At 73.1% G+C, this 22412-nt stretch carries 17 protein-coding genes; 9 read left to right on the forward strand and 8 right to left on the reverse strand.

Annotation, left to right across the window (positions count from 1 at the left end; all coding sequences use genetic code 11):
• Positions 1 to 15: 15 nt before the first annotated feature.
• Positions 16 to 468 (reverse strand): Lrp/AsnC family transcriptional regulator, encoded by a 453-nt coding sequence (locus JOD49_RS05375; protein ID WP_205306279.1) that lies wholly within the window; start codon positions 466 to 468, stop codon positions 16 to 18.
• 117 nt (positions 469 to 585) lie between these two features.
• Here JOD49_RS05375 and JOD49_RS05380 point away from each other — a divergent pair, with 117 nt between their 5' ends.
• Positions 586 to 1203, forward strand: coding sequence for a LysE family translocator (locus JOD49_RS05380; RefSeq protein WP_205306280.1), 618 nt, complete (start codon positions 586 to 588; stop codon positions 1201 to 1203).
• Between the two features lie 71 nt (positions 1204 to 1274).
• Here the strand turns inward: JOD49_RS05380 and JOD49_RS05385 are convergent, their stop codons facing one another.
• Positions 1275 to 2261 carry an aldo/keto reductase gene (locus tag JOD49_RS05385; protein ID WP_205306281.1) on the reverse strand — a complete coding sequence of 329 codons (987 nt, stop codon included), beginning with the start codon at positions 2259 to 2261 and terminating at the stop codon, positions 1275 to 1277.
• A gap of 244 nt (positions 2262 to 2505) precedes the next feature.
• Here JOD49_RS05385 and JOD49_RS05390 point away from each other — a divergent pair, with 244 nt between their 5' ends.
• The 5 genes from JOD49_RS05390 (at position 2506) to JOD49_RS05410 (ending at position 13590) form a co-directional block, all read left to right on the forward strand.
• Positions 2506 to 3405, forward strand: a complete 900-nt coding sequence (locus tag JOD49_RS05390) for an alpha/beta fold hydrolase (protein ID WP_205306282.1) — start codon at positions 2506 to 2508, stop codon at positions 3403 to 3405.
• Positions 3406 to 4056: 651 nt separating this feature from the next.
• Complete coding sequence (locus JOD49_RS05395; protein ID WP_205306283.1) at positions 4057 to 5157, forward strand: multicopper oxidase domain-containing protein; 1101 nt, start codon at positions 4057 to 4059, stop codon at positions 5155 to 5157.
• Between the two features lie 247 nt (positions 5158 to 5404).
• Positions 5405 to 9307, forward strand: coding sequence for a ThuA domain-containing protein (locus JOD49_RS05400; RefSeq protein ID WP_205306284.1), 3903 nt, complete (start codon positions 5405 to 5407; stop codon positions 9305 to 9307).
• Between the two features lie 97 nt (positions 9308 to 9404).
• On the forward strand, positions 9405 to 11864 hold the full coding sequence (locus JOD49_RS05405) for an OmpL47-type beta-barrel domain-containing protein (protein ID WP_205306285.1): 2460 nt from the start codon (positions 9405 to 9407) through the stop codon (positions 11862 to 11864).
• A gap of 184 nt (positions 11865 to 12048) precedes the next feature.
• Positions 12049 to 13590 carry an aminopeptidase P family protein gene (locus JOD49_RS05410; protein ID WP_205306286.1) on the forward strand — a complete coding sequence of 514 codons (1542 nt, stop codon included), beginning with the start codon at positions 12049 to 12051 and terminating at the stop codon, positions 13588 to 13590.
• A gap of 107 nt (positions 13591 to 13697) precedes the next feature.
• Here the strand turns inward: JOD49_RS05410 and JOD49_RS05415 are convergent, their stop codons facing one another.
• Complete coding sequence (locus JOD49_RS05415) at positions 13698 to 14447, reverse strand: class I SAM-dependent methyltransferase (protein ID WP_205306287.1); 750 nt, start codon at positions 14445 to 14447, stop codon at positions 13698 to 13700.
• A gap of 127 nt (positions 14448 to 14574) precedes the next feature.
• Between JOD49_RS05415 and JOD49_RS05420 the strand changes: the two genes are divergently transcribed.
• From JOD49_RS05420 to JOD49_RS05430, 3 genes are all read left to right on the forward strand, one after another.
• Positions 14575 to 15582, forward strand: a complete 1008-nt coding sequence (locus JOD49_RS05420; protein WP_205306288.1) for an ATP-binding cassette domain-containing protein — start codon at positions 14575 to 14577, stop codon at positions 15580 to 15582.
• Positions 15579 to 16424, forward strand: a complete 846-nt coding sequence (locus tag JOD49_RS05425) for an ABC transporter permease (protein WP_239525147.1) — start codon at positions 15579 to 15581, stop codon at positions 16422 to 16424. Before JOD49_RS05420 ends, JOD49_RS05425 begins: the two co-directional genes overlap by 4 nt.
• Before the next feature lie 81 nt (positions 16425 to 16505).
• On the forward strand, positions 16506 to 17501 hold the full coding sequence (locus JOD49_RS05430) for a TetR/AcrR family transcriptional regulator (protein ID WP_205306289.1): 996 nt from the start codon (positions 16506 to 16508) through the stop codon (positions 17499 to 17501).
• Between the two features lie 123 nt (positions 17502 to 17624).
• Here JOD49_RS05430 and JOD49_RS05435 read toward each other — a convergent pair whose 3' ends face one another.
• The 5 genes from JOD49_RS05435 to JOD49_RS05455 form a co-directional block, all read right to left on the reverse strand.
• Positions 17625 to 18494 carry a YflT domain-containing protein gene (locus JOD49_RS05435; RefSeq protein WP_205306290.1) on the reverse strand — a complete coding sequence of 290 codons (870 nt, stop codon included), beginning with the start codon at positions 18492 to 18494 and terminating at the stop codon, positions 17625 to 17627.
• 143 nt (positions 18495 to 18637) lie between these two features.
• Entirely contained in the window at positions 18638 to 19474 is an 837-nt protein-coding gene (locus tag JOD49_RS05440; protein ID WP_205306291.1) for a class II fructose-bisphosphate aldolase, read from the reverse strand.
• Complete coding sequence (locus tag JOD49_RS05445) at positions 19475 to 20452, reverse strand: 1-phosphofructokinase family hexose kinase (protein WP_205306292.1); 978 nt, start codon at positions 20450 to 20452, stop codon at positions 19475 to 19477. It lies immediately after the preceding gene.
• Positions 20449 to 21513: an ROK family protein gene (locus JOD49_RS05450; protein ID WP_205306293.1), complete on the reverse strand. Its 1065-nt coding sequence runs from the start codon at positions 21511 to 21513 to the stop codon at positions 20449 to 20451. The genes JOD49_RS05445 and JOD49_RS05450 overlap by 4 nt, the downstream gene beginning before the upstream one ends.
• Positions 21510 to 22406, reverse strand: a complete 897-nt coding sequence (locus JOD49_RS05455) for an SIS domain-containing protein (protein ID WP_205306294.1) — start codon at positions 22404 to 22406, stop codon at positions 21510 to 21512. Before JOD49_RS05455 ends, JOD49_RS05450 begins: the two co-directional genes overlap by 4 nt.
• Positions 22407 to 22412 lie beyond the last annotated feature (6 nt).

Below are 22412 nucleotides of genomic sequence, written 5' to 3' on the forward strand. Positions count from 1 at the left end.
CGGCGCCGCGCTCTGCTAGAGCGGCAGAGGTCGGTCCTCGACGACGCTCTTCATGACGAGGGTCGAGCTCAGGCGCATCACGCCGGGCAGGGTCGAGAGCCGCTCGTCGTAGAGCACCTGGAAACCCTGGAGGTCGCTCGCCACGACGCGCAGCAGGTAGTCGGGGTCCCCGAAGAGCCGCTGGGCCTGCAGGACGTTCGGAACCTCGACGACCGCGGTCTCGAACGCCTCGAGCGTGTCCCGGGTCGCCGACTGCATGGTCACGAAGAGGAGCGCCTCGAAGGTCAGCCCGACCGAGGCCGCGTCGAGATGCGCGCGGTAGCCGCTGACGACCCCGGAGCGTTCGAGCGCGCGGAGCCGCCGGTGGCACGGCGAGACGCTGAGGCGGACCCGTTCGGCGAGCTCGGTCAGCGTGAGGCGGCCGTCCTGCTGCAGCTCGGCAAGGATCTGCCGGTCGATGTCGTCCATGCGCAAGATCCTTCCACCCGGACTCGATCGAGGGCAAGAAGTTGGAAGCACCTTTGGCCGGTTCCGACCTAACGTTTCTCTCGCGCCGGACGTCGGCGCCCACGCTCGGGAGGAACCATGTCCGTCGCCACGATCGCCACGTTCTGGCTGGTGTCGCTGCTCTTCGTCGTGACGCCCGGCGCCGACTGGGCGTACGCGATCACGGCCGGCCTGCGGCACCGGTCCGTCCTGCCCGCGGTGGGCGGGATGCTCGCCGGGCACCTCGCCACGGCGCTCGTGGTCGCGGCGGGGGTCGGCGTCCTGGTGTCCCGCTCCCCCGCCCTGCTCACGGTCCTGACGCTGGTGGGCGCGGCGTACATCGGGTGGCTCGGCGTGACGACGCTCGTCCGTCCGGGCGGACCCGTCACGGCGGGGGACGACGTCGCCGGGTCGTGGGTGCGTCAGGCCGCGAAGGGCCTCGGGACGAGCGGGCTCAACCCCAAGGTCCTGCTGCTGTTCCTGGCGCTGCTGCCGCAGTTCACCGACCCCGCGGGTCGCTGGCCGGTCGGCGCGCAGATCGCCGTGCTGGGCGCGGTGCACATGGTGGGCTGTGCGGTGGTCTACCTCCTCGTGGCCTTCGGGGCCCGCCACGTCCTGCGTTCCCGGCCGGGCGCGTCGCAGGTCGTCACGCGGCTCTCGGGCGTCGCGATGCTCCTGATCGGCGCCGCACTGGTCCTCGACCAGGTGGTCGGCTGACCCGACGGCGCCGCCCGTCCCCCGCATGGCCCTCGCCCGGGTGCTCCCCGGGCGAGCGCTGGCACCACACGTCAGAGGCCGGTCATCCTCTGCATGGCCTCGTTGTAGCGGGCCCCGGCGACCCCGAGGCGCGCCGCAGCCTCCCCGAGGGACGTGAGGTCGGCCGCGGTGAGGTCGAGCGTGGTCGCACCGAGGTTCTCCTCGATGCGGGGCAGCCTCCGGGTGCCCGGGATCGGGACGAGGTCCGGCCGCTGGGCGAGCAGCCAGGCGAGGGCGACCTGGGCGGGAGTCGCCCGGTGGACTGCCGCGACCTCGGTGACGAGGTCGACGAGCGCCTGGTTCGCGGCCCGGTTCTCCTCGGTGAAGCGCGGGATGAGCGTCCGGACGTCGCCGTCGGTGAACTCGGTCGAGGCGTCCACGGTGCCCGTGAGGAACCCTTTGCCGAGCGGGCTGAACGGCACGAGCGAGATCCCGAGCTCGTCGAGGGTCGGCAGGATCTCGCGCTCGATCTCCCGGGTCCACAGCGAGTACTCGCTCTGCAGCGCGGTCACGGGATGGACCGCGTGGGCCCGGCGGATCGTCCCGGCCCCCGCCTCGGAGAGCCCGAAGTGGGCCACCTTGCCCTCGGCGACGAGCTCGGCGACCGCGCCCGCGACGTCCTCGATGGGCACGCCCGGGTCCACCCGGTGCTGGTAGAAAAGGTCGATCCGGTCCGTGCGCAGCCGCTGGAGCGACGCGTCGGCGACGCGACGGATCTGCTCGGGGCGGCTGTCCACGCCGATCGACCTCCCGTCGCGGATGTCGAAGCCGAACTTCGTCGCGAGGACCACCTGGTCGCGCAGGGGTTCGAGCGCCTCGCCCACGAGCTCCTCGTTGACGTACGGGCCGTACACCTCGGCGGTGTCGAAGAACGTGACACCGCGCTCGACCGCCCCGCGCAGCACCGCGATCATCTCGTCGCGGTCACCCGGGTTGGGTCCGTAGCTCTGGCTCATGCCCATGCATCCCAGCCCGAGGGCCGAGACCTCGAGCCCTCGTCCGAGCGTCCGTGTCTCCATGTGTGCCTCCTGTGATGTCGTGCCGGTCGCGGTCGCGACGGGCGTCGCCTCACGCGCGCCGCTTCGTCGACGTCCCACAGCCGACGCTACGTCCGCCGCGCCGCCGCAGGCAGGGCCCAGCGGTACCTCTCTCGTCAGGGCACCCCTCGGTGGCCGACCGTCCCCGAGTCCCGCACAGGACGTTCACGCGAGACCCGCCGGGCTTTCGCAGTGCTCCCAGGTGCCCCTGGCAGCATCCGAAGAGATGCGTAACAGCCAGCCCGTCCTCCGGGCCACCGCCGTCCCGTCCGCCCCGTCGATCGACCTCCTCCCGAGCCTTGCGCAGGCTTCCGCGGCGGGGGCTCCTGCCGCCGTCGTGTTCGTGCACGGGGTGCGCACGTCGAACGCGATCTGGGGTCGTCAGCTCGCCCACGTGCGCGACGCGGGGCACCTCGCGGTCGCGGTCGACCTGCCGGGGCACGGCGAGCGCAGCGGCGAGCGGTTCACGCTCGATCGAGCCTTCGAGATCCTGGACGACGCCGTCTCGTCCTTCCCCGACGACGTCCCGGTCGTCGTGGTGGGCATGTCGCTCGGCGGGTACACCTCGCTCGCGTACGCGGCGAGCCACCCCGAGCGGCTGGCCGGGGTCGTGGCGTGCGCGTGCAGCGCCGACCCGCGCGGGAAGCCCGTCGCGCTGTTCCGCGAGGCCGCCGCCCTCGTCGACGCTGCGGGCACCGCGACCCGCCGCACCCTGGGCCGTGTGCAGGACGTGCTGCGGGCCGGGCGCTCGCTGCCCGGTGGCGCACGGGCCTCGGCCCAGCTCACGGGCGCCGGGACGTTCGCGGACCCGCGGCTCCCCGGCCGGCCCGCGTGGCAGGTCGTGACCGACATGCTGCACGAGCTCGCGGGCCGCTCGTCGCGCGCCGACCTGAGCTCCGCGAAGGTGCCCGTGTGGCTCATCAACGGGCAGCGTGACCACCTGCGCCTCGACGAGAAGCGCTACCTCGACACGGTCCCGGGCACCGCGCTCGTGGTCGTGCCGCGGGCCGGCCACGACGTGAACCTGGACGCCCCGGACGCCTTCAACGCCGCGCTGACCCGAGCGCTCGGAGACCTCACGAGCCGCTGGTCCCCCGCCCGTCGCGGCGAGCTGGCCGCGGCCTGACGCTTCGGGGCAGCGGGCTCGGTTCGACGGTCCCGGACAGCGGGCCCGGCTCGGAGGGGCCCGGGCAGCAGGCTCCGCTGCGGAGCCGGCCCCTCGGTGAGCCTCGCGCTCGGGTGGGCCGGCGCCGTCGGGCAGGGGGCCACGCGTCGTGGCGACCCGAGGGCGGAGCGCCCCCGACCGGCCGGACAATGGCTCCCACCACGCGCGTATTGTCGCGACACAATTCGAAGTCTGCCACTTAGAGAGCACCTTTTGTGTGTTGACGACAGAACTTTCGTCTATCTGTTGACATAGGCCGAACCGTGCGTTCTGATGATTGACAGTTGCTCCTGGAAATCACCGGGGGACCCGGATCTCCTGCTCGGGGCAGGTCGGAGACCCGGACCGACGGTCGGCGCGCACGCATCGTCGCGTGCACCGGCTCGGCCACCCGTGGCCACCGACCTCGCCCCGTGACACGGGTTCCCACCGATCGATCGGTGTGCACCCCTGTCGCTGACGTCCGGCGAGCGCGGCCTGTCGCGCATGCGGGACCGACACCCCGCTCCGGGGCCGCTGCCCCGGGGTCCGTCGACCGAGAGACGTGGCGTGACGCGCCGCGGCGCGCTGTCGCGCCGCACGGACTCGCCGTCCGCGTCCGGAAGGACATCCATGAGCGACCCGACGACCGAGCTCCTGCCCGCGAACCCCCTGTCCAGGCGTTCCCTGCTCCTCGGAGCAGGCGTCCTCGCAGCGGCGCCGGTCGCCGCGTACGTGCTCGGCCCGGGCGGCGGCGTGGCTGCGGCCGCTCCGGCAGCCGCAGCCACGCCGAGCGCGACCGTGCGGCGGATCACGATGTACGCCGAACGCATCACGGACGGCCTGGTCGGCTACGGGCTCGCACCGGGCGCCGCGACCGTCCCCGGTCCGGTCCTCGAGATGTGGGAGGGCGAGACGCTCGAGATCACGCTCGTGAACACGACCGACCAGCGCCTGTCCATCCACCCGCACGGCGTCAACTACGACGTGAACAGTGACGGGAGCCCGTTCAACGACTCGTTCAACGAACCCGGCGAGACACGCACCTACGTCTGGTCGACCGTGCCCATGGCCCGGGACCGCGGCATCTGGATGCCCGGGAGCGCGGGCTACTGGCACTACCACGACCACGCGTGGGGAGAGCACGGGACGCCCGGCGTGGCCGCAGGGCTCTACGGTGCGCTCGTCGTCCGCCGGGTGGGAGACGTGCTTCCCCAGAAGCAGTTCACGGTGGTCTTCAACGACATGCTCATCAACAACCTGGCCGCGCCCGACACCCCGATGTTCGAGGCGAAGCACGGCGAACGGGTCGAGTTCATCTGCATCGGCCACGGCAACACCTTCCACACGTTCCACCTGCACGCGCACCGCTGGGCCAACAGCCGGACCGGACTGCTCCAGGGCAGGGACGACCCCAGCCAGGTGGTCGACAACCGCGACCTCAACCCCGGTGACTCGTTCGGCTTCCAGGTCGTCGCCGGGCTGGGGGTCGGTCCGGGAGCCTGGATGTACCACTGCCACGTGCAGTTCCATGCCGACGGCGGGATGGCCGGGATCTTCCTGGTCCGCAACGCGGACGGCAGCATGCCGCCGGGCGCGCAGGAGTCGATCGACCGGTTCCGGGGGCACGGGGGGCACACGAGCGCCCCGAACGCGCCAGCGGCCCCCGCAGACCCCGCAGACCCCGCAGCTCCCGCAGGCCCCACAGGTCCGGCGGGTCACGCCGGTCACTGAGGTCCGGCGACCCAGCAGCCCGGCTGACCCGAAGCGCTGTCCACCTGCTACCGGCCCGCCGCTTCTCCCCCGAACCACCACCGCTCGGCGCCCGGGTCCCCCAGGCGCACCGCACCGATGACGAAGGAGTTGGAGAGTGCTTTCGAGACGAGCAACATCCCCCACCACCAGAGGCCGATCCCGGCCGCGAGCCCTGCGAACCCTGGCCGTCGGGCTCACGAGCCTCGCGCTCGTCGCTGGTGCGACCATGGTCCCCGCCTCCGCCCAGGTGGATCCCATCACCGGGGTTCCGGCGTCGACGGTCCAGGCCTCCCCCGTACAGGCGGCTCCTGCCCAGGCGGCCCCCGCCGGGACGGCCCCTGTCCGTGTCCTCGTGTTCCACGGAGCCCCGGACGTGCAGGACGACCCGGTCGTCGAGGCTACCCAGGCCTTCACCCAGCTCGGCACCGAGCACGGGTTCGAGGTCGTCGCGTCGTCCGACCCCGCCGTGTTCAGCCCGGCCGCGCTCGGTGAGTACCGCGGCGTGGTCTTCCTGTCCGCCGAGGGCACCGAGTTCAGCGCTGCTCAGGAGGCGGCGCTCAAGGACTACGTCAACGCCGGCGGTGGCTTCCTCGGCGTGCGCGACGCGGCGCGCGCCCACGCGGCCTCGCAGTGGTTCACGGGACTCGTCGGTACGCGCATCGCCGGCGCACAGCCCGACCCCGAGGACATCGCCGAGGTCACCGCGAGCGCCGACAACCCGCCGAACGAGGACGTCGGGAACCTGGTCGACGGCGACCCCGGCACCAAGTGGCTGGCGTTCGAGACCGCGGCGACGATCACGCTGCGGCTCGACGAGCCGGTCGCCCTGGCGCGCTACACGCTGACGTCGGCCAACGACTTCGACGGTCGTGACCCGAGGTCGTGGACGCTGCAGGGCTCCACCGACGGGCAGACGTGGCAGGACGTCGACGCGCGGGACGACGAGGACTTCCCGCAGCGCTTCCAGGGTCGGGACTTCGACGTCGAGAGCGGCACCGCCTACGGCTGGTACCGCCTGAGGATCACGCAGAACCGGGGCGAGAGCTCCACCCAGCTGGCGGAGATCTCGCTCTTCGGGCCCGACGCCGTCGAGCAGCCGGAACCCGAGCTCCCCGTCGAGCAGCGCACGGTCGACCTCGTCGACCGCCAGCACCCCGCCACGGCTTCCCTGCCTCTCACGTGGGACCGCGAGGACAAGTGGCTGGGCTGGTCCGACAACCCCGCCGGCCAGGTGCACACGCTCGCACAGCTCGAGCCCGGACCGGGCGCAGGACCGACGACGTCTCCGTTCGAACCCGTGTCCTGGTGCCGCGACTACGACGGCGGCCGGTCGTTCTTCACCGGCATGGGCGGCACCGCGGGGAGCTGGGCCGACGCATCCTTCCGCGAGCACCTGCTCGGTGCGCTGCAGTGGACGACCGGCGTCGTGCGGGGCGACTGCCAGGCGACGATCGCCTCGAACTACCGCGTCGAGCGCATCACGGCCCCGAACACGCCCGGCACGCTCGACCAGGTCGGCGAGCCGCACGGTCTGACGATCGCCCCTGACGGCACGGTCTTCTACGTCGGGCGCGGGGCGTGCCCGAGCGGACCGGTCGTGAGCTGGGAGAACCCCGACGTGGGCCTCGGCTGCGGCACGATCCACGAGTGGGACCCCGACACCGGCGCCGTGAGCCTCCTCACGACGCTCGACGTCATGGGCAACCGGGGCAGCGGCAGCGAGCTCGTGAAGAACGAGGAGGGTCTGCTCGGCATCGTCCCCGACCCGGACTTCGCCCAGAACAGGTGGATCTACGTCTACTGGATGCCGCACGAGTCGATCGACCGTGAGAGCAGGGTCGGTCAGCGCACCGTCTCGCGGTTCACCTACGACCCCAAGGGGCCGAGCATCGACCAGAACACCCGTGTCGACCTGCTCGCGTGGGACACGCAGATCCACAGCTGCTGCCATGCGGGCGGTGGCATGGCGTTCGACGACGCGGGCAACCTCTACGTCGGCTCGGGCGACAGCAACTCGTCCGGGGGCTCGGGCGGCTACTCCGGGAACAACTGGACCCAGGAGTTCGGGGGCATCAGCTTCCAGGACGCGCGCCGCACGTCGGGCAGCACGAACGACCTCAACGGCAAGATCCTGCGGATCCATCCCGAGGACGACGGCACCTACACGGTCCCCGAGGGCAACCTCTTCCCCGCGGGCGAGTACCCGGCGGACAAGACCAGGCCCGAGATCTACGTCATGGGCGTGCGCAACATCTCGCGCCTGCAGATCGACCCCGACACCGACTGGCTGACGGCCGCCTGGGTCGGACCGGACGCGACCCTGCCCGACCCCGAGCTCGGCCCCGCGAAGTACGAGACGGCGACGATCATCACGTCCGCCGGCAACCAGGGCTGGCCCTACTGCATGGGGAACGGTCAGCCGTACCGCGACCGGAGCAACGAGGACGCGAGCGTGCTCGCCGGCTGGTACGACTGCGACAACCTCAAGAACACGTCGCCGCGCAACACCGGCCTCGTGGACATCCCGCCGGCACGCGACAACATGATCTGGTACTCCCCGAGCGGCGGCGGGCCGGTCTTCCCGGAGGGCGAGGGCGGCATCCCGACCTACGTCGACGACGAGGCGACCTACACGATCCCGTGGCTGCGGGGCGGCGGTCAGGCCGTCATGTCCGGCCCGACCTACCGGACCTCGCAGGTCGACCCGAAGAGCGACGTCGCGTGGCCCTCGTACTGGGAGGGCAAGTGGTTGCTCGGTGACCAGTCGAACCCGAACAACCGCACCGCGGTGACGGTCGACCCGGAGACCGTGGGCGAGCAGGGTGCCCCTGCGTTCATGGAGGACCTGCGCCACATCATCCCGGGCGGTCGCGGGGACGACCTGGTGCAGAGCTGGATGGACGCGAAGTTCGGTCCCGACGGCGCGCTGTACCTGCTCGACTACGCCGGTGGCTTCTTCAGCCTCGACCCGAACCAGAAGCTCGTGCGCGTCACCTATCAGGGTGGGGCTCCCACCCCGGCCGTGACCGCGTCGGGGACGAGCGTCCAGGGAGACCCGCTCACGATCGCCTTCTCCGGCGAGCGCTCCGGTGGCGTGTCCTACCACTGGGAGTTCGGCGACGGCACCACCTCGCGCGAGGCGAACCCGCGGCACACCTACGCACGGGTCGGCTCTCACGAGGCGACGCTCACGGTCACCTACGCCGACGGCACCACCGCCACCGCCACGGCCGACGCGAGCACCACGTGCACGATCCCGGACGACCGCAAGACGGTGTTCTTCGGTGACGTCGACTCGGGCGTGGCGAACGCCGACCTGGGCGGCTGCACGATCAACGACCTGTTCCAGGACGAGAAGGAGTGGAAGAACCACAACCAGTTCCTGCGGCACGTCAAGGCCGTGGCGAAGGGCCTGGTCGACGACAGCCGCATCTCGGGCAAGGAGCGTCAGGCGCTCGTCAACGCTGCCGCGCGCTCGCAGATCGGCGTCGAGCCCGGCGGGTACCGCACGATCTTCGACGGCACCGAGAAGTCGCTGTTCGACTGGGTCCAGCTGCCGGGCGGGAAGTTCGACCTGCAGGCCGACGGGTCGCTCCGGTCGTCCGGCGGGCTCGGGATGCTCTGGTACGAGGCGGAGGAGCTGGGTGACTTCTCCGTGAAGCTGCTCTTCCGCGACGTCTCGCAGGGGACCGCGTTCGCGAACAGCGGCGTCTTCACGCGGTTCCCCGACCCGACGGCACCTGGCGACGCCGAGTGCGCCGAAGGACAGTCCCCGGCGTGGGTGGCGATCTCGTGCGGCCACGAGATCCAGATCTACGACGGCCCGACGGGCGAGCCGCAGAAGACGGGCTCGGTCTACAACTTCGACCCCGTCGGTCGTGACGACGCCGGGCTCACCCCGAAGGGCGAGTGGAACGAGTACGAGATCCGGGTGGTCGGGCAGAAGTACACGATCATCCGCAACGGCGTGGTCATCAACGAGTTCGAGAACACGCCGGGCCAGGAGTCCTCGCGTGCGGGCGACCCGCCGACGGACCTGCGCCAGTTCGACCGTGGGTTCATCGGGCTGCAGAACCACGGGAACGCGGACCTCATCGAGTTCCGTGACATCCGGGTGGCGGACCTGTAGCACCCGGTCCGTTCGGCGGGGGCGGCGCGCGCTGCCCCCGCCGAACGGCGCACGACCCCGACCAACAGCTCTGCACATCGACGAGGAGTGCATACCCATGGAACGAAGAAGTTCACGAGCGCGCGGCGCACGACGGCTCGTGGCCGCCGTGGTCGCCGGCCTCACCGCCGCCACGGTCGTCTCGGTCGCCCCGGCGACGGCCGTCCCACCCACCGCGAGCGTGTCGTCCGCGACGTCCGCGACGTCCGCGACCACGGTCGCGGCCGAGCAGGTGCTGACCTGGACCGGCGACAACAGCGTCACCGACTACAAGGCCTTCCCGGCGACGGCCACCGCCGGCAAGGCGACGATCGTGTTCGAGAACAGCGTCGCGACCGGCAGCACGTTCGGCATGAGCCACACGCTGACCTTCGACACGTCGACTCCCGGCTACAACCACGACGTCACGCTCGACATCCTGGCGAGCCCGTTCGACGCGAGCGGCGGCAAGCACGTGGCCGAGGTCGTCCTGACCCCCGGCACGTACCGCTACTTCTGCGCGATCCCCGGCCACGGCGAGATGTGGGGCGAGCTCGTCGTGACCGAGGAGGGCGGAGGCGGCGACGACACGACCGCGCCGTCGGTCACGGCCGAGGTGACGGGCGAGCGCGACGACGACGGCGCGTACGTCGGGGGCGCCACCGTCACGCTCGCCGCGACCGACGACGGCTCGGGCGTCGCCGGGGTCGAGTACGACCTCGACGGCGCGGGCTGGCGGGCCTACGACGCTCCGTTCCTCGTCGGCACGGTCGGCGAGCACTCCCTCCAGTTCCGCGCGACGGACGAGGCGGGCAACACCTCGGACCCGCAGACGGCGACGTTCACGGTCGTGGAAGGGGGCGGTGAGGAGGACACGGTCGCTCCGACCGTGACCGCCGAGGTCACGGGCCGGCAGGACGCCGACGGTGCGTACGTCGGCTCCGCGACGGTGGCCGTCGCGGCCCAGGACGAAGGATCGGGCGTCTCCTCGATCGAGATCGACGCGCACGGCGGGCACTGGATGCCGTACACCACGCCGGTCGCGATCACCGAGCCCGGCGAGCACACCGTCTCCTACCGCGCGACCGACGCGGCGGGCAACGTCTCCGAGGTCGGCACGACGACGTTCACGGTCGTCGCGGGCGACGGCGAGCAGGACACGACCGCCCCCACGGTGACCGCGGAGGTCACGGGCGAGCAGGACGACGCGGGTGCGTTCGTCGGGTCCGCGACCGTTGCCCTCACGGCCACGGACGAGGGATCGGGCGTCGCGTCCGTCGAGTACGGCCTCGACGGCGCGGGCTGGGCCCCGTACACGTCTCCGGTCGTCGTCACCGGGCCGGGCGAGCACCAGGTCGAGTTTCGTGCGACCGACACGGCCGGCAACGTGTCCGACGACGGCGTCACGACGTTCACCGTCGTCGAGGACGATGGCGGCCAGGACACGACCGCCCCGGACGTGGTGGCCGAGGTCGGCGGCGAGCAGGACGGGACGGGCGCGTACGTCGGGTCGGCGGCCGTGACCCTCACCGCGACCGACGAGGGATCGGGCGTCGCGTCCGTCGAGTACGACCTCGACGGCGCAGGCTGGGCCCCGTACACGGGTCCGGTCGTCGTCACCGGGCCGGGCGAGCACACGCTCGTCCACCGTGCCACGGACGAGGCGGGCAACGTGTCCGAGGTCGCGTCCGTGACCTTCACGGTCGTGGGGGCGCAGCCCGGCGACACGGTCGCTCCGGTGGTCAGCGCCAGCGTCTACGGCGCGAAGAACAGCGCCGGCGAGTACCTGGGCCGCGCGCTGGTCCGTCTCGCCGCGACCGACGAGGACTCGGGTGTCGCCACGATCGAGTACCAGGTCGACGGAGGGACCTGGTACCGGTACGCGTCGCAGGTCGCGGTGTCGACGCCGGGGCAGCACACCGTCGCCTTCCGCGCGAGCGACGTCGCGGGCAACACGTCGGCGGCGAAGAGCATCACGCTCGTCGTGGCGTCGACCGTGCCCGACGACACCGTCGCCCCCGAGGTGACGGCGACCCTCAGCGGGAGCCGGGACCTGCGCGGGGCGTTCCTCGGCACGGCGACGGTCACCCTCGTCGCGACCGACGAGGGCTCGGGCGTGGACCGGACCGAGCTCCAGGTCGACGGCGGGGTCTGGCAGCGCTACGCGGCGCCCGTCGTCATCGCCTCGGACGGGAACCACACCGTGACCTACCGCGCGACCGACGCGGCGGGGAACGTCTCGAAGGCCAGGTCGGTGATCTTCACGATCGTCGTGCAGGGGCGCGACCGGTGCCCCGGCTCCGACGTGCGCCCGACGGTCGTCATCGACGGCAACGACAGCACGGTCACCAACGTGGACACCGGGGACGGCTGCACCATCAACGACCTCGTCGCCGAGGGCGCCGCCTACCCGAACCACCGGACGTTCCTGCAGCACGTCAAGCAGGTGACACGTGACCTCGTCGACGACGGCGTCATCCGACCGGTCGAGCGGAGGCGGATCGTGGCAGCGGCCGAGCTGTCGGACATCGGGCGCTGACGAGGCAGACGCCCGTCGGGGACCGGAGGTGACCGGAGGTGACCGGACAGGTGGTCTCGGAGTCGTCCGAGACCACCTGTCCTCCGCTCCCTGCTCCCCGACCCGGGCGGGACCGACGCCCGGAGCCGAGCGCCGCCGTCGGGCCGCACGCCCCTTCCCCGACACCGGTGGGAGACTGGTACCCATGAGCAACGACACCACCCCTGTCAGCGCGCCGGCCGCGGAGTCCGAGCAGGAGATCGCCGCCCGGAACGACAACCGGTCGCACCGGCCCGACTCCGAGGCCTTCAAGGCGTTCATCACGAGCGGCTGGGCACCGCGCGCGAGCAGCGACGTCGAGGCCGGCGTCGCCGCGCCGTACACCGCGGCCCGTCGCGCCGAGCTCTCCGCGGGCTTCCCCGGCGCGCGCCTCGTGATCCCCGCCGGGCCGCTCAAGGTCCGCTCGAACGACACCGACTACCGGTTCCGCCCGCACTCGGCGTTCGCGCACCTCACGGGTTTCGGCACGGACCAGGAGCCCGACGCGGTCCTCGTCCTGCATCCCGTCGAGCCCGGCACGGGCGACGACGGCTCGAACCACCACGCCGTCCTGTACGTGCGCCCCCTCGCGGCGCGCGACACCCAGGAGTTCTACGCCGACTCGCGCTACGGCGAGTTCTGGGTCGGCGCCCGCCCGAGCCTCGACGACGTCACGACCGTGACGGGCATCGAGGCCGCGCACATCGACGAGCTGCGCGACGCGCTCGCCAAGGACGTCGGCGAGCACGTCGTCCTGCTGGTCGTCACCGGGGCCGACGAGAACATCGAGGCCCTCGTCGAGGCCATCCGCCTCGAGAACGGCCAGACCGACGACGCCGCGGCGGACGCCACGCTCGTCGAGGCCGCCTCGGAGCTGCGCCTCGTCAAGGACACGCTCGAGATCCAGCACATGCGCGAGGCCGTCGACGCGACGATCGAGGGCTTCGCCGAGGTCGTGCGCAACCTTGCCCGCGCGACCGAGCACCGCCGCGGCGAGCGCGTCATCGAGACGACGTTCGACGCGCACGCCCGCCTCGAGGGCAACACGGTCGGCTACGAGACCATCGCGGCCGCGGGCGAGCACGCCACGACGCTCCACTGGATCCGCAACGACGGCCAGGTCCGCACCGGCGAGCTCGTGCTGCTCGACGCGGGCGTCGAGGTCGACTCGCTCTACACGGCCGACGTCACGCGCACCCTGCCCGTCGACGGCACGTACACCGACGTCCAGCGCCGCATCTACACCGCGGTGCTCGACGCCGCCGACGCGGCCTTCGCGGTCGCCGTCCCGGGGGCCCGCTTCCGCGACATCCACGCCGCCGCGATGGAGGTCATCGCCGAGCGCCTCGCCGAGTGGGGCCCGCTGCCCGCGACGGCCGAGGAGTCCCTCGCGCCCGAGGGTCAGTTCCACCGCCGCTGGATGGTGCACGGCACGAGCCACCACCTGGGCCTCGACGTGCACGACTGCGCGCAGGCGCGTCGCGACCTCTACGTCGACGGCGTCCTGGAGCCCGGCATGGTCTTCACGATCGAGCCCGGCCTGTACTTCAAGAGCGACGACCTGACGGTCCCCGAGGAGTACCGCGGGATCGGCATCCGCATCGAGGACGACGTCCTGATCACGCAGGACGGCAACGAGAACCTCTCGGCAGCGCTCCCCCGCCGCCCCGAGGACATCGAGGCGTGGATGGCGTCGCTGCGCGACTGAGCACGACGCGTCGCGGCCCGGCCGACGACGCACCAGCACGACCGCACGACGAAGGCGGCGGCCCCGAGGACACTCCTCGGGGCCGCCGCCTTCGTCGTGCCCGCGGGTCAGACGGCGCGTGCGACGACGAGCAGCTCCCCGGCGCCCTCTCCCACGGGTTCGCACGCCCACCCGCCGAAGACTCGCTCGACCACGAAGCCGGCCGCCTCGACGCTCGCGCGCACCTCGTCCTCGGGGCGGAACCGGAGCGTCGCGGTGCTCAGGAGCTCGTCTCCCTCGGGCATCTCGTAGCCGAGCGTGAAGTCGACGACGCCGTCACGCTCGCCCGTGATCTCGCACCAGGTCTGCACCACTCGACCGTCGCCCAGCACGACCGGGTCGCGCTCGTCGGGCGTGTGCCACGCCTCCCACGCACGGTCGCGGGGGTCGCGCGTGTCGAGCACGAGGAGCCCGCCGGGCACGAGGGCCCTGCGGAGGTCCGCGAGGACGCCGGCCCACTCGTGGTCGGCGACGAAGAACTGGGCGACGTGGCTCGTCATCAGGGCGACGTCGAACGCACCGGTGGGCGCGTCGGCGGACGTCCCGTGGACCCATGTCACGGTCTCCCCACCCGGACGGCGCCGGGCCGCGTCGAGCGACGCGCCCGCGGGGTCGATGCCCGTGACCGCACGGCCTGCGGCGGACAGGGCCACGGTCAGGCGTCCCGTCCCGCAGCCGAGGTCGAGCACGCGCGGGCCCGGCCCCTCGGTCACGCGGGCGAGGAAGTAGTCGTCGTCGGGGCCCCAGGTGTTCTGGGCGTCGTAGACCTCGACGAGGCGGGCGTCACGGAACTCGGCCTGGTGCGTGGCGGTGTGCATGCGGTCACGCTAACCGGCGGCCCGCGGGCGGTCACGAGATTTCCCCTCTTGTGTACGCCACACACAGTGCGTATGGTCTACACAGTGTAGGGAGTACACACAGTCTGCGACGCACACGGAGGTAGCGATGCCCGACCCCATGATCGACGTCCGGGGGCTCACCAAGGCCTACGGATCCCACGCCGTCCTGCAGGGCGTGGACCTGACCGTCCGGCGCGGCGAGATCTACGCGCTGCTCGGACCCAACGGCGCGGGCAAGACCACCGCCGTCAACATCCTCACGACCCTCGTCCGGCCGGACGCAGGGACCGCGAGCATCGCGGGGCACGACGTCGTCCGCCAGGCCGCGAGGGTCCGCGAGGTCATCGCGCTGACCGGCCAGTACGCCTCGGTCGACGGGTTCCAGACGGGCGAGGAGAACCTCGCGATGATGGCCACGCTCGCGCACCTGCCCCGCGCCGTCGTCGCGACGCGCACGGCCGCGCTCCTCGACCGCTTCGACCTGACCGGCGCCGCCCGGCGCCGCGTCGAGACCTACTCGGGCGGCATGCGCCGCCGTCTCGACCTGGCGATCAGCCTCGTCGCGGACCCTCAGGTCCTGGTCCTCGACGAACCGACCACGGGCCTCGACCCGCAGTCGCGCACCGAGCTGTGGGACGTCGTCCGCGAGCTCGCGGCCGACGGCATCACGGTCCTGCTCACGACCCAGTACCTCGAGGAGGCCGACCGCCTCGCCGACACCATCGCGGTCCTCGACGACGGGCGCATCGTGGCCCGCGGCACCGCGAGCGAGCTCAAGGCCCTCGTCCCCGGGCAGCACGTGCGGGTCGACGTCGAGGACTCCAGGGCCCTCGCGGCCGTCCAGGACCTCGGGCTCGAGATCTCCGGGGTGAACCAGAAGGACCTCGCGGCCATGGTCCCCACGACCGACCCGCTCCGCACGGTCCGCGACGTCCTGGCGCGAGCCGACGAGCGTGGCATCCCGGTCACGGGGGTCAGCGTGGTCAAGCCCTCGCTCGACGACGTGTTCCTCGCCCTCACGGGATCGCGGGCGTCGCGGGCCACGAGCCCCTCCGCGGCCCCCGGGCCGACCGCCCAGCAGGCACCCGCACCGACGAAGGCAGGCCACCGATGAGCACCACCGCCCCAGAGACCGCACGGGCCACGCGCCCCACCCCCGGCCGCCGGGCGGCGAGCACCGCCCGCAGCACCCGGCACTCCCCCGCGACCGCGCTGCGCGACGTCTCGGCCATGACGGGCCGCGAGCTGCGGCGCACGCTGCGCAGCGTCGACGGCCTGGTCACGGCCCTCATGCTGCCCGTCCTCATCATGCTCGTGTTCGTCGTCGTGTTCGGCGGGGCGATCGAGGACGACGGCAGCTACGTCGACTACGTCGTGCCCGGGATCCTGGTCCTGTGCCTGGGCTTCGGCTCGGCGACGGCCGCGCTCTCGGTCGCGCAGGACATGACGAGCGGCACGATCAACCGCTTCAAGACCCTGCCGATCTTCGGCCCGTCGGTCCTGTGGGCGCACGTCCTGGCCAGCACGGTCCGCAACCTCGTCTCGGCGACCCTGGTCCTGCTCGTCGCGGTCGCGCTCGGCTTCAGCCCCGGCGCGGACCTGAGCGGCTGGGTCGGCGTCGCCGGCTACCTCGCCCTCATGGTCCTGGCCTTCACCTGGCTGAGCTGCCTCGCGGGCCTGGTCCTGAGCGTGGACGCGGCCGCGAGCTTCAACATGTTCTTCCTGTTCGTGCCGTACCTGTCGAGCGGGTTCGTCGCGGTCGAGACCATGCCCACGTGGCTGCACGGCTTCGCGACGCACCAGCCGTTCACGCCCGTCATCGAGACGTTGCGTGCGCTGCTCTCGGGCACCTCGACCGCGGGTCACCTCGTGCCCGCGGTCGCGTGGCTCGTCGGGATGTTCGTGGTCTCGTGCGCGCTCGGCTCGGTCCTGTACCGCCGCCGGACGGCCCACTGAGAGCGGTCCTGGAGCTGTGCGACACGACGTCGCGGCGGCCCGCCCCGGCGCACCGTCGACCGGACCCGCGATGATGTACCCATGACGGACACCACCGATCCCGGCCTGCCCCACGCCATCGCCCTGGCGTGGGGCGTGGCCGAGAACCCGCAGCGCGGCCCGCGCCGCGAGCTGAGCATCGAGCGGATCGTCGAGCAGGCCATCGAGATCGCCGACGCCGAAGGGCTCGCGGCGCTCTCGATGAGCAAGCTCGCCACGGCCCTGGGGTACACGACCATGTCGCTGTACCGCTACGTCACGAGCAAGGACGACCTGCTGCTCCTCATGCAGGAGCAGGCGATCGACGTCGACCTCCCCTCGGGCGCCCGGGCCGAGGTCGACGCGGTCATGGAGGGGCGCATCCCCGACGGTGCCGAGCCCACGTGGCGGCGCGGGCTGCGCGAGTTCGCGCTCGCGACGCTCGCGGTCTACGAGGCCCACCCGTGGTTCCTCGACGTCGCGGTCCAGGGCGTGCCGCTCACCCCCAACAACCTGCGGTTCGTGGACCTGGGCCTGCGCGCGATGCACGGCACCTCGCTCACGGACGAGGACAAGCTCGCGATGATCATGCTCGTCACGAGCTACGCGCAGAGCGCCGCCCGCATCCAGCGCGAGCTGCGCGGCGCCCGGCAGACACCTGGCGGCCGGGACGTGAGCGGCGCCGCGTACGCCGAGGTCTTCTCCGAGCTCGTGACGCCCGAGCGCTTCCCGTTCCTGCATCCCGTCGTGGCGTCGGGGGCGTACCTGAGCGAGGACGACGGGGTCGACGACGTCGTGTTCGGCCTCGAGCGCGTGCTCGACGGGATCGGGGTCTACATCGACCGCTCGCCCGCCCAGCGCGCCGACTCGCCCCTCCCCTCGTCCGAGGAGCGCGAGGACGCCGCGCTCTACGCGCGCGACCCCCAGGTCAAGGAGGCGTCCAAGGCGCGTCGTGAGGCCGAGAAGGCGGTCCGGGAGGCCGAGAAGCGGCTCAAGGAGGCGCGCAAGCGCGAGCGAGACGCCGCGAGGTCCGCGGCCGAGCGCGCCGCGCGCGCCTGACGCCCGAGCGGGTTCGGCGCACTACCGCAGGAAGGTGGCCGGGATGCCCCGGCCACCTTTCCCACGACTCCGCAGCCGTTCGCCGGGTGTCCCCGACCCGGGGCCCGCGCGGCGGGCGTGAGACTAGCGCGTGCCCGACGGCGTCTCGTCGGTCGCGCCGTCGGTCGCGGCCTGGGCGTCGGTCGCCGGCGCGGGGGTGCCCTCGGCGACCGTCCCGTCGGCGGGCGCGGGCGGCGTGACGTCGCTGCGCATCGCGCCGTAGCGCGGCGCGCCCGAGGGGGTGGTCCAGCGGGGGTCGGGCGTCCGTGCGGGCGGCGCGGGCTGGGCCGGGGCGTCGGTCGGCGCGACCGGGGTCACGACGGGAGCGGGGGCCTGCGGAGCCGGGGGCTGCTGCGCTCCCCACGGCTGCCCCTGCGCGGGCCCCGCCTGCTGGCCGGGCTGCGCCCACTGACCGGGCTGGCCCGACGGCCCACCCTGACCCGCGACCGGGGGCACCTGACGCGCGATGGCCGCGGCGCCGTCGGGCATCTGGGACAGGAGGCGACGCGCGTCGCCCGCCCGCTCCGCGAGGCACAGCAGCGAGTACGACGACGCGACGATCTGGCTCGACGACGTGAAGTCGCGCTTGCCACCCGTGAGCGAGTACGACAGCACCGAGAACAGCAGGCCGAAGCCCGCACCCAGGCCGATCGCGGCGAGCATCAGGCCGCCGCCGCTGTTGAACATGTAGAGCAGCAGGCCCACGAACAGGCCGAACCACGCACCGGACGCGAGGCCCGCGAGCGCCACCCGGCCGTAAGTGAGCCGGCCCATGACGCGCTCGACCATGCGCAGGTCGGTGCCGACGATGGTCACGTACTCGACGGCGAACTTGTTGTCGGAGAGGTAGTCGACGGCCTTCTGCGCCTCGAGGTAGGTCGCGTAGGACGCGATCTGCTCCCCGCTCGGCGGCGTCGGGACCTTGGGCGCGGAATTGGGACGAGTCATGCTCATCTGCCCAGTCTCCCGTACAAGTCGGCAGGAGGCGAGGGCGTTCACTCAGGGGGTATCCGCGAGGTGGAGGGCGGACGTCGAGGCAGAGGGTCGGGCCCCTCTCCCTCGACGACATCGCGTGGTCCCGCGGGGGTCCGTCGCGCTCAGACCGCGTCGAGCACCGTCAGCAGGCGCACCACCTCGTCGCGCATCGCGTCCCGGCCCGCGCCCAGGTACCTGCGGGGGTCGACCACCGTCGGGTGCTCGGCGAGGTAGGCCCGCAGCGCCTGCGTGAGCGTGTTGTTGAGGTGCGTCGAGATGTTGATCTTCGTCATGCCCTCCTTGACCGCGCGCGTGAGGTCGTGGTCGGCGACCCCCGACGATCCGTGCAGCACCAGGGGCACGGGCACGGCGGCGCGCAGCTCGGCGATCCGCTCGAAGTCGAGCGACGCCGTCCGGTCGGTCATGGCGTGCGACGAACCGACCGCGACCGCGAGCGCGTCGACCCCGGTCGCCGCGACGAACGCGACGGCCTCCGCGGGATCGGTGCGCACCCCCGGCGCGTGCACGCCGTCCTTGCCGCCGACCTTGCCGAGCTCTGCCTCGACGAAGACCCCGCGGGCGTGCGCCTCGTGCACGACGTCGGCCGTGGCCTCGACGTTCTGCTCGTAGTCGAGCGCGGACCCGTCGTACATGACCGAGGTGAACCCCAGCCGGATCGCCTCGCTCACGAGCGTGCGGTCCTCGGCGTGGTCCAGGTGGACGACGACCGGGGCGCTCGACGCGCGCGCGACGGCGAGCGTCGCGAGGGCGATCGGCTCCAGGCCGCCGTGGTACCGCGCGGCGTTCTGGCTGATCTGCAGGACGACCCCGGTGCCCGCGCGGGCCGCCGCGGCCACGAAGGCCTCGGCGTGCTCGACCTGGATCACGTTGAAGGCGCCGACCCCGCGGCTCTCGGTGCGGGCCCGGTCGACGAGCTGGTGGGCGGTGACGAGCGGCATTCAGTCCTCCGTGGTTCTGGTGTCGATCAGGTTCTCGGCGAGGACGCGCGCGCCGAGGCGGCGCACGTCCTCGGGGTCGACCTCGCCCGCGACCGGCTGCAGCACGGCTGCGGCCGACGTGGCGACGGTCAGGGCCAGTCGCTCGGCCCAGGGCCTCCCGGCGCTCACCGCGAGGGCCGCCATGGCGGCGTCGCCCGCGCCCGTGGGGTTGCCCTGGACGGGGACGTCGAGCCGCGCACGGGCGACCGGGGCCGTGGATCCCGGCGCGAACGCCGCGAGGCCCTTCTCGCCGTCGGTCACGACGACGGCGCGCGCCCCGAGCCCTTGCAGCGCGGCCACGCCCTCGGCGAGGCCGGTCTCACCGGTCGCCTCCGCGAGCTCGGCCCGGTTGGGCTTGAGGAGGTCGGCGCCCGCCCGGGCGGCCCACAGCAGGCCCGGCCCCGAGGCGTCGACGTGGACCGGGCAGCCGGCCTCGCGCAGCGACCGCACCAGTCCGACGAACCTGTCCTGCGTCGTGCCCGCGGGCAGCGAACCGGAGATCGTGACGACCGACGCGCCCTCCGCGAGCCCGACCGCGGTGCGCACGAGCAGCGCCCACTCCTGCGCGGTGAGCGGCGCCCCCGGTTCGTTGAGGACCGTGGGGTGACCGCCGTCGTCGGGCCCCGCGTGCTCCGGGACCACCGCGACCGCCTGCCGCAACGCCCCCGCGACGGGCACGAGCGCCGCGGGCTGTCCCGCGGCCTCGAGGTCCGCCGCGAACGCCGGCCCGAGGAGGCCACCGACGGGCGCGACCGCGACGGACTCGCCGCCCAGCGCCCGCACGACGCGCGCGACGTTGACTCCCTTGCCGCCCGCGCGCGCCGCGACCGACCGGACCCGCAGCGCCTCGCCCGGGTCCAGCCGGTCGACGCCGTACGTCACGTCCCAGGCCGGGTTGGGCGTGAGGCACACGACCCAGGCCTGCCGGTCGCCGCTCACATCGGCTCCAGCGCGCTCGCGGCGACCGCGTCCCACGCGAGGACCGACGCGCCGTACGTGCCGGCGGCCGAGCCCAGCAGAGCGGGGACGAGACGAGGCGCCGGGTGGATGGTCAGGTAGGACCGCACCGCGGCGTCGAGGGGGACCATGAGGTCGTCGCCGGCGCGCACGAGCCCGCCGCCGATCACGACGACGGGCAGCGCCAGGACACGGACCATCGCGGCGACGAGCTCGCCGAGCCGGTCGACCGCGCGGTCCCACACCTCGCGGGCCACGGCGTCGCCCGCCGCCGCCCGGGCCAGGACCTCGGCCGAGCCGGGCACCTCGAGGGCCGAGGCGCCCGTGCGCTCCCGGTAGCTGCGCGCCATGCCCGCGGCCGACGCGTAGGTCTCGGCGCACCCGCTGCCGCCGCAGGGGCACGGCGTCCCGCCGCGCACTCCCCCGTGGCCCAGCTCGCCCGCGAACCCGCGCCCGGCGTACACCTCGCCGCGCAGCACGATCGCCGCGGCGATGCCCGTACCGACCGACACATACGCGTGGTCGGGCTCGCCGCGGCCGGCGCCCAGACGGGCCTCGGCGAGGCCGCCCGCACGCACGTCGTGGCCGAACCCCACGGGCAGTCCCGTCGCGTCCGCGACGACCTGCCGCAGCGGCAGGTCCACCCAGTCGAGGTTCTCCGCGTTCAGCACGACGCCGGCGTCCTCGTCGACGACGCCGGGCACCGCGAGGCCCACGCCCCGCACCTGGTAGCCCGCCGGGACCTCGTCACGCAGGGCCTCGACCGCCGACAGGACCGCGGCGACCGAGACCTCGGGCCCCTGCGCGGCACGGGTGGGCACGACCCGCTCGACGAGGATCTCGTCGGGGGCGCCCGGGTGGGCGCCGCGCGTGACCAGCGCGGACTTGATGTCGGTCCCGCCGACGTCGAGCGCGATCACCGCCGGGCGGAGGCCCGCCCCCGCCGCCGACCCGCCGTGCGCCGAGGGCGACGACGAGGACCGGGGCAGGGGCGCGGACTCCGGGACGGCGGGGAAGGCGACCTGCGCTTCCCCGGACCTCATGATGCGACGTCCTCCAGGATGATCGAGCGCGTCAGGTGACGCGGGGCGTCGGGGTCCAGGCCCTTGCGCTCCGCGTTGGCGACCGCGAGAAGCTGGCAGCGCACGAGCGTGAGCTGCGCGTCCTCGTCGAAGCGGACCACGAGGGCGCCGGTGCGGGAGACGTCCTCGACCAGCCCCGGGACCTCGGGGCCGAGCAGGAACACCGCGCTCGTCTCGTCGGAGATGCTGATGGGTCCGTGCCGGTAGTCCATGGCCGGGTACGACTCGGCCCAGGCGAGCGAGGCCTCGCGCATCTTGAGCCCCGCCTCGTTCGCGAGCCCCACGGCCATGCCGCGCCCCAGGAACGTGAACTGGGTGCGGGCCAGGACCTCCTCGGGGACCTGCCACCCGACGACCTCCTCGGCCGCCGCCGCGAGCGCCTCGACGTCGTCGCCGAGACCTGCGCGCAGGAGCGAGAGCGCGGCCGTCGCGAACCGGGTCTGGACCACCGACCGCTCGTCGGCGAAGGGCATCACGACCACGTCGTCCGCGGCGCGAGCACCGGGCGAGGTCGGGTCGCCCACGATCGCCAGGGTGCGCTGCCGGCCGCCGAGCACGTCGAGGAGGTGCAGGATCTCGGTCGTGGTCCCGGAGCGCGTGATCGCCACGACCCGGTCGTAGTCACGGCCCACCGGGTACTCGCTGCCCGCGAACGCGTCGGTGACGCCCTGGCCCAGCTCCTCACGACGGGCCGCGTAGGCCTGCGCGACGAACCAGGACGTGCCGCAACCGACGATCGCGACGCGCTCGCCCGGCTGCGGGAGGACCGCGGCGCGCTCGGCCGCGAGGTGCGCGGCCTCGCGCCAGACCTGGGGCTGGCTCGCGATCTCGGCGCTGACGTGGGAGGTGCTCATGGTGTC

Origin of the sequence: Oerskovia jenensis (genome assembly GCF_016907235.1) — a bacterium.
In the GTDB taxonomy this organism is placed as follows: Bacteria; Actinomycetota; Actinomycetes; order Actinomycetales; family Cellulomonadaceae; genus Oerskovia; species Oerskovia jenensis.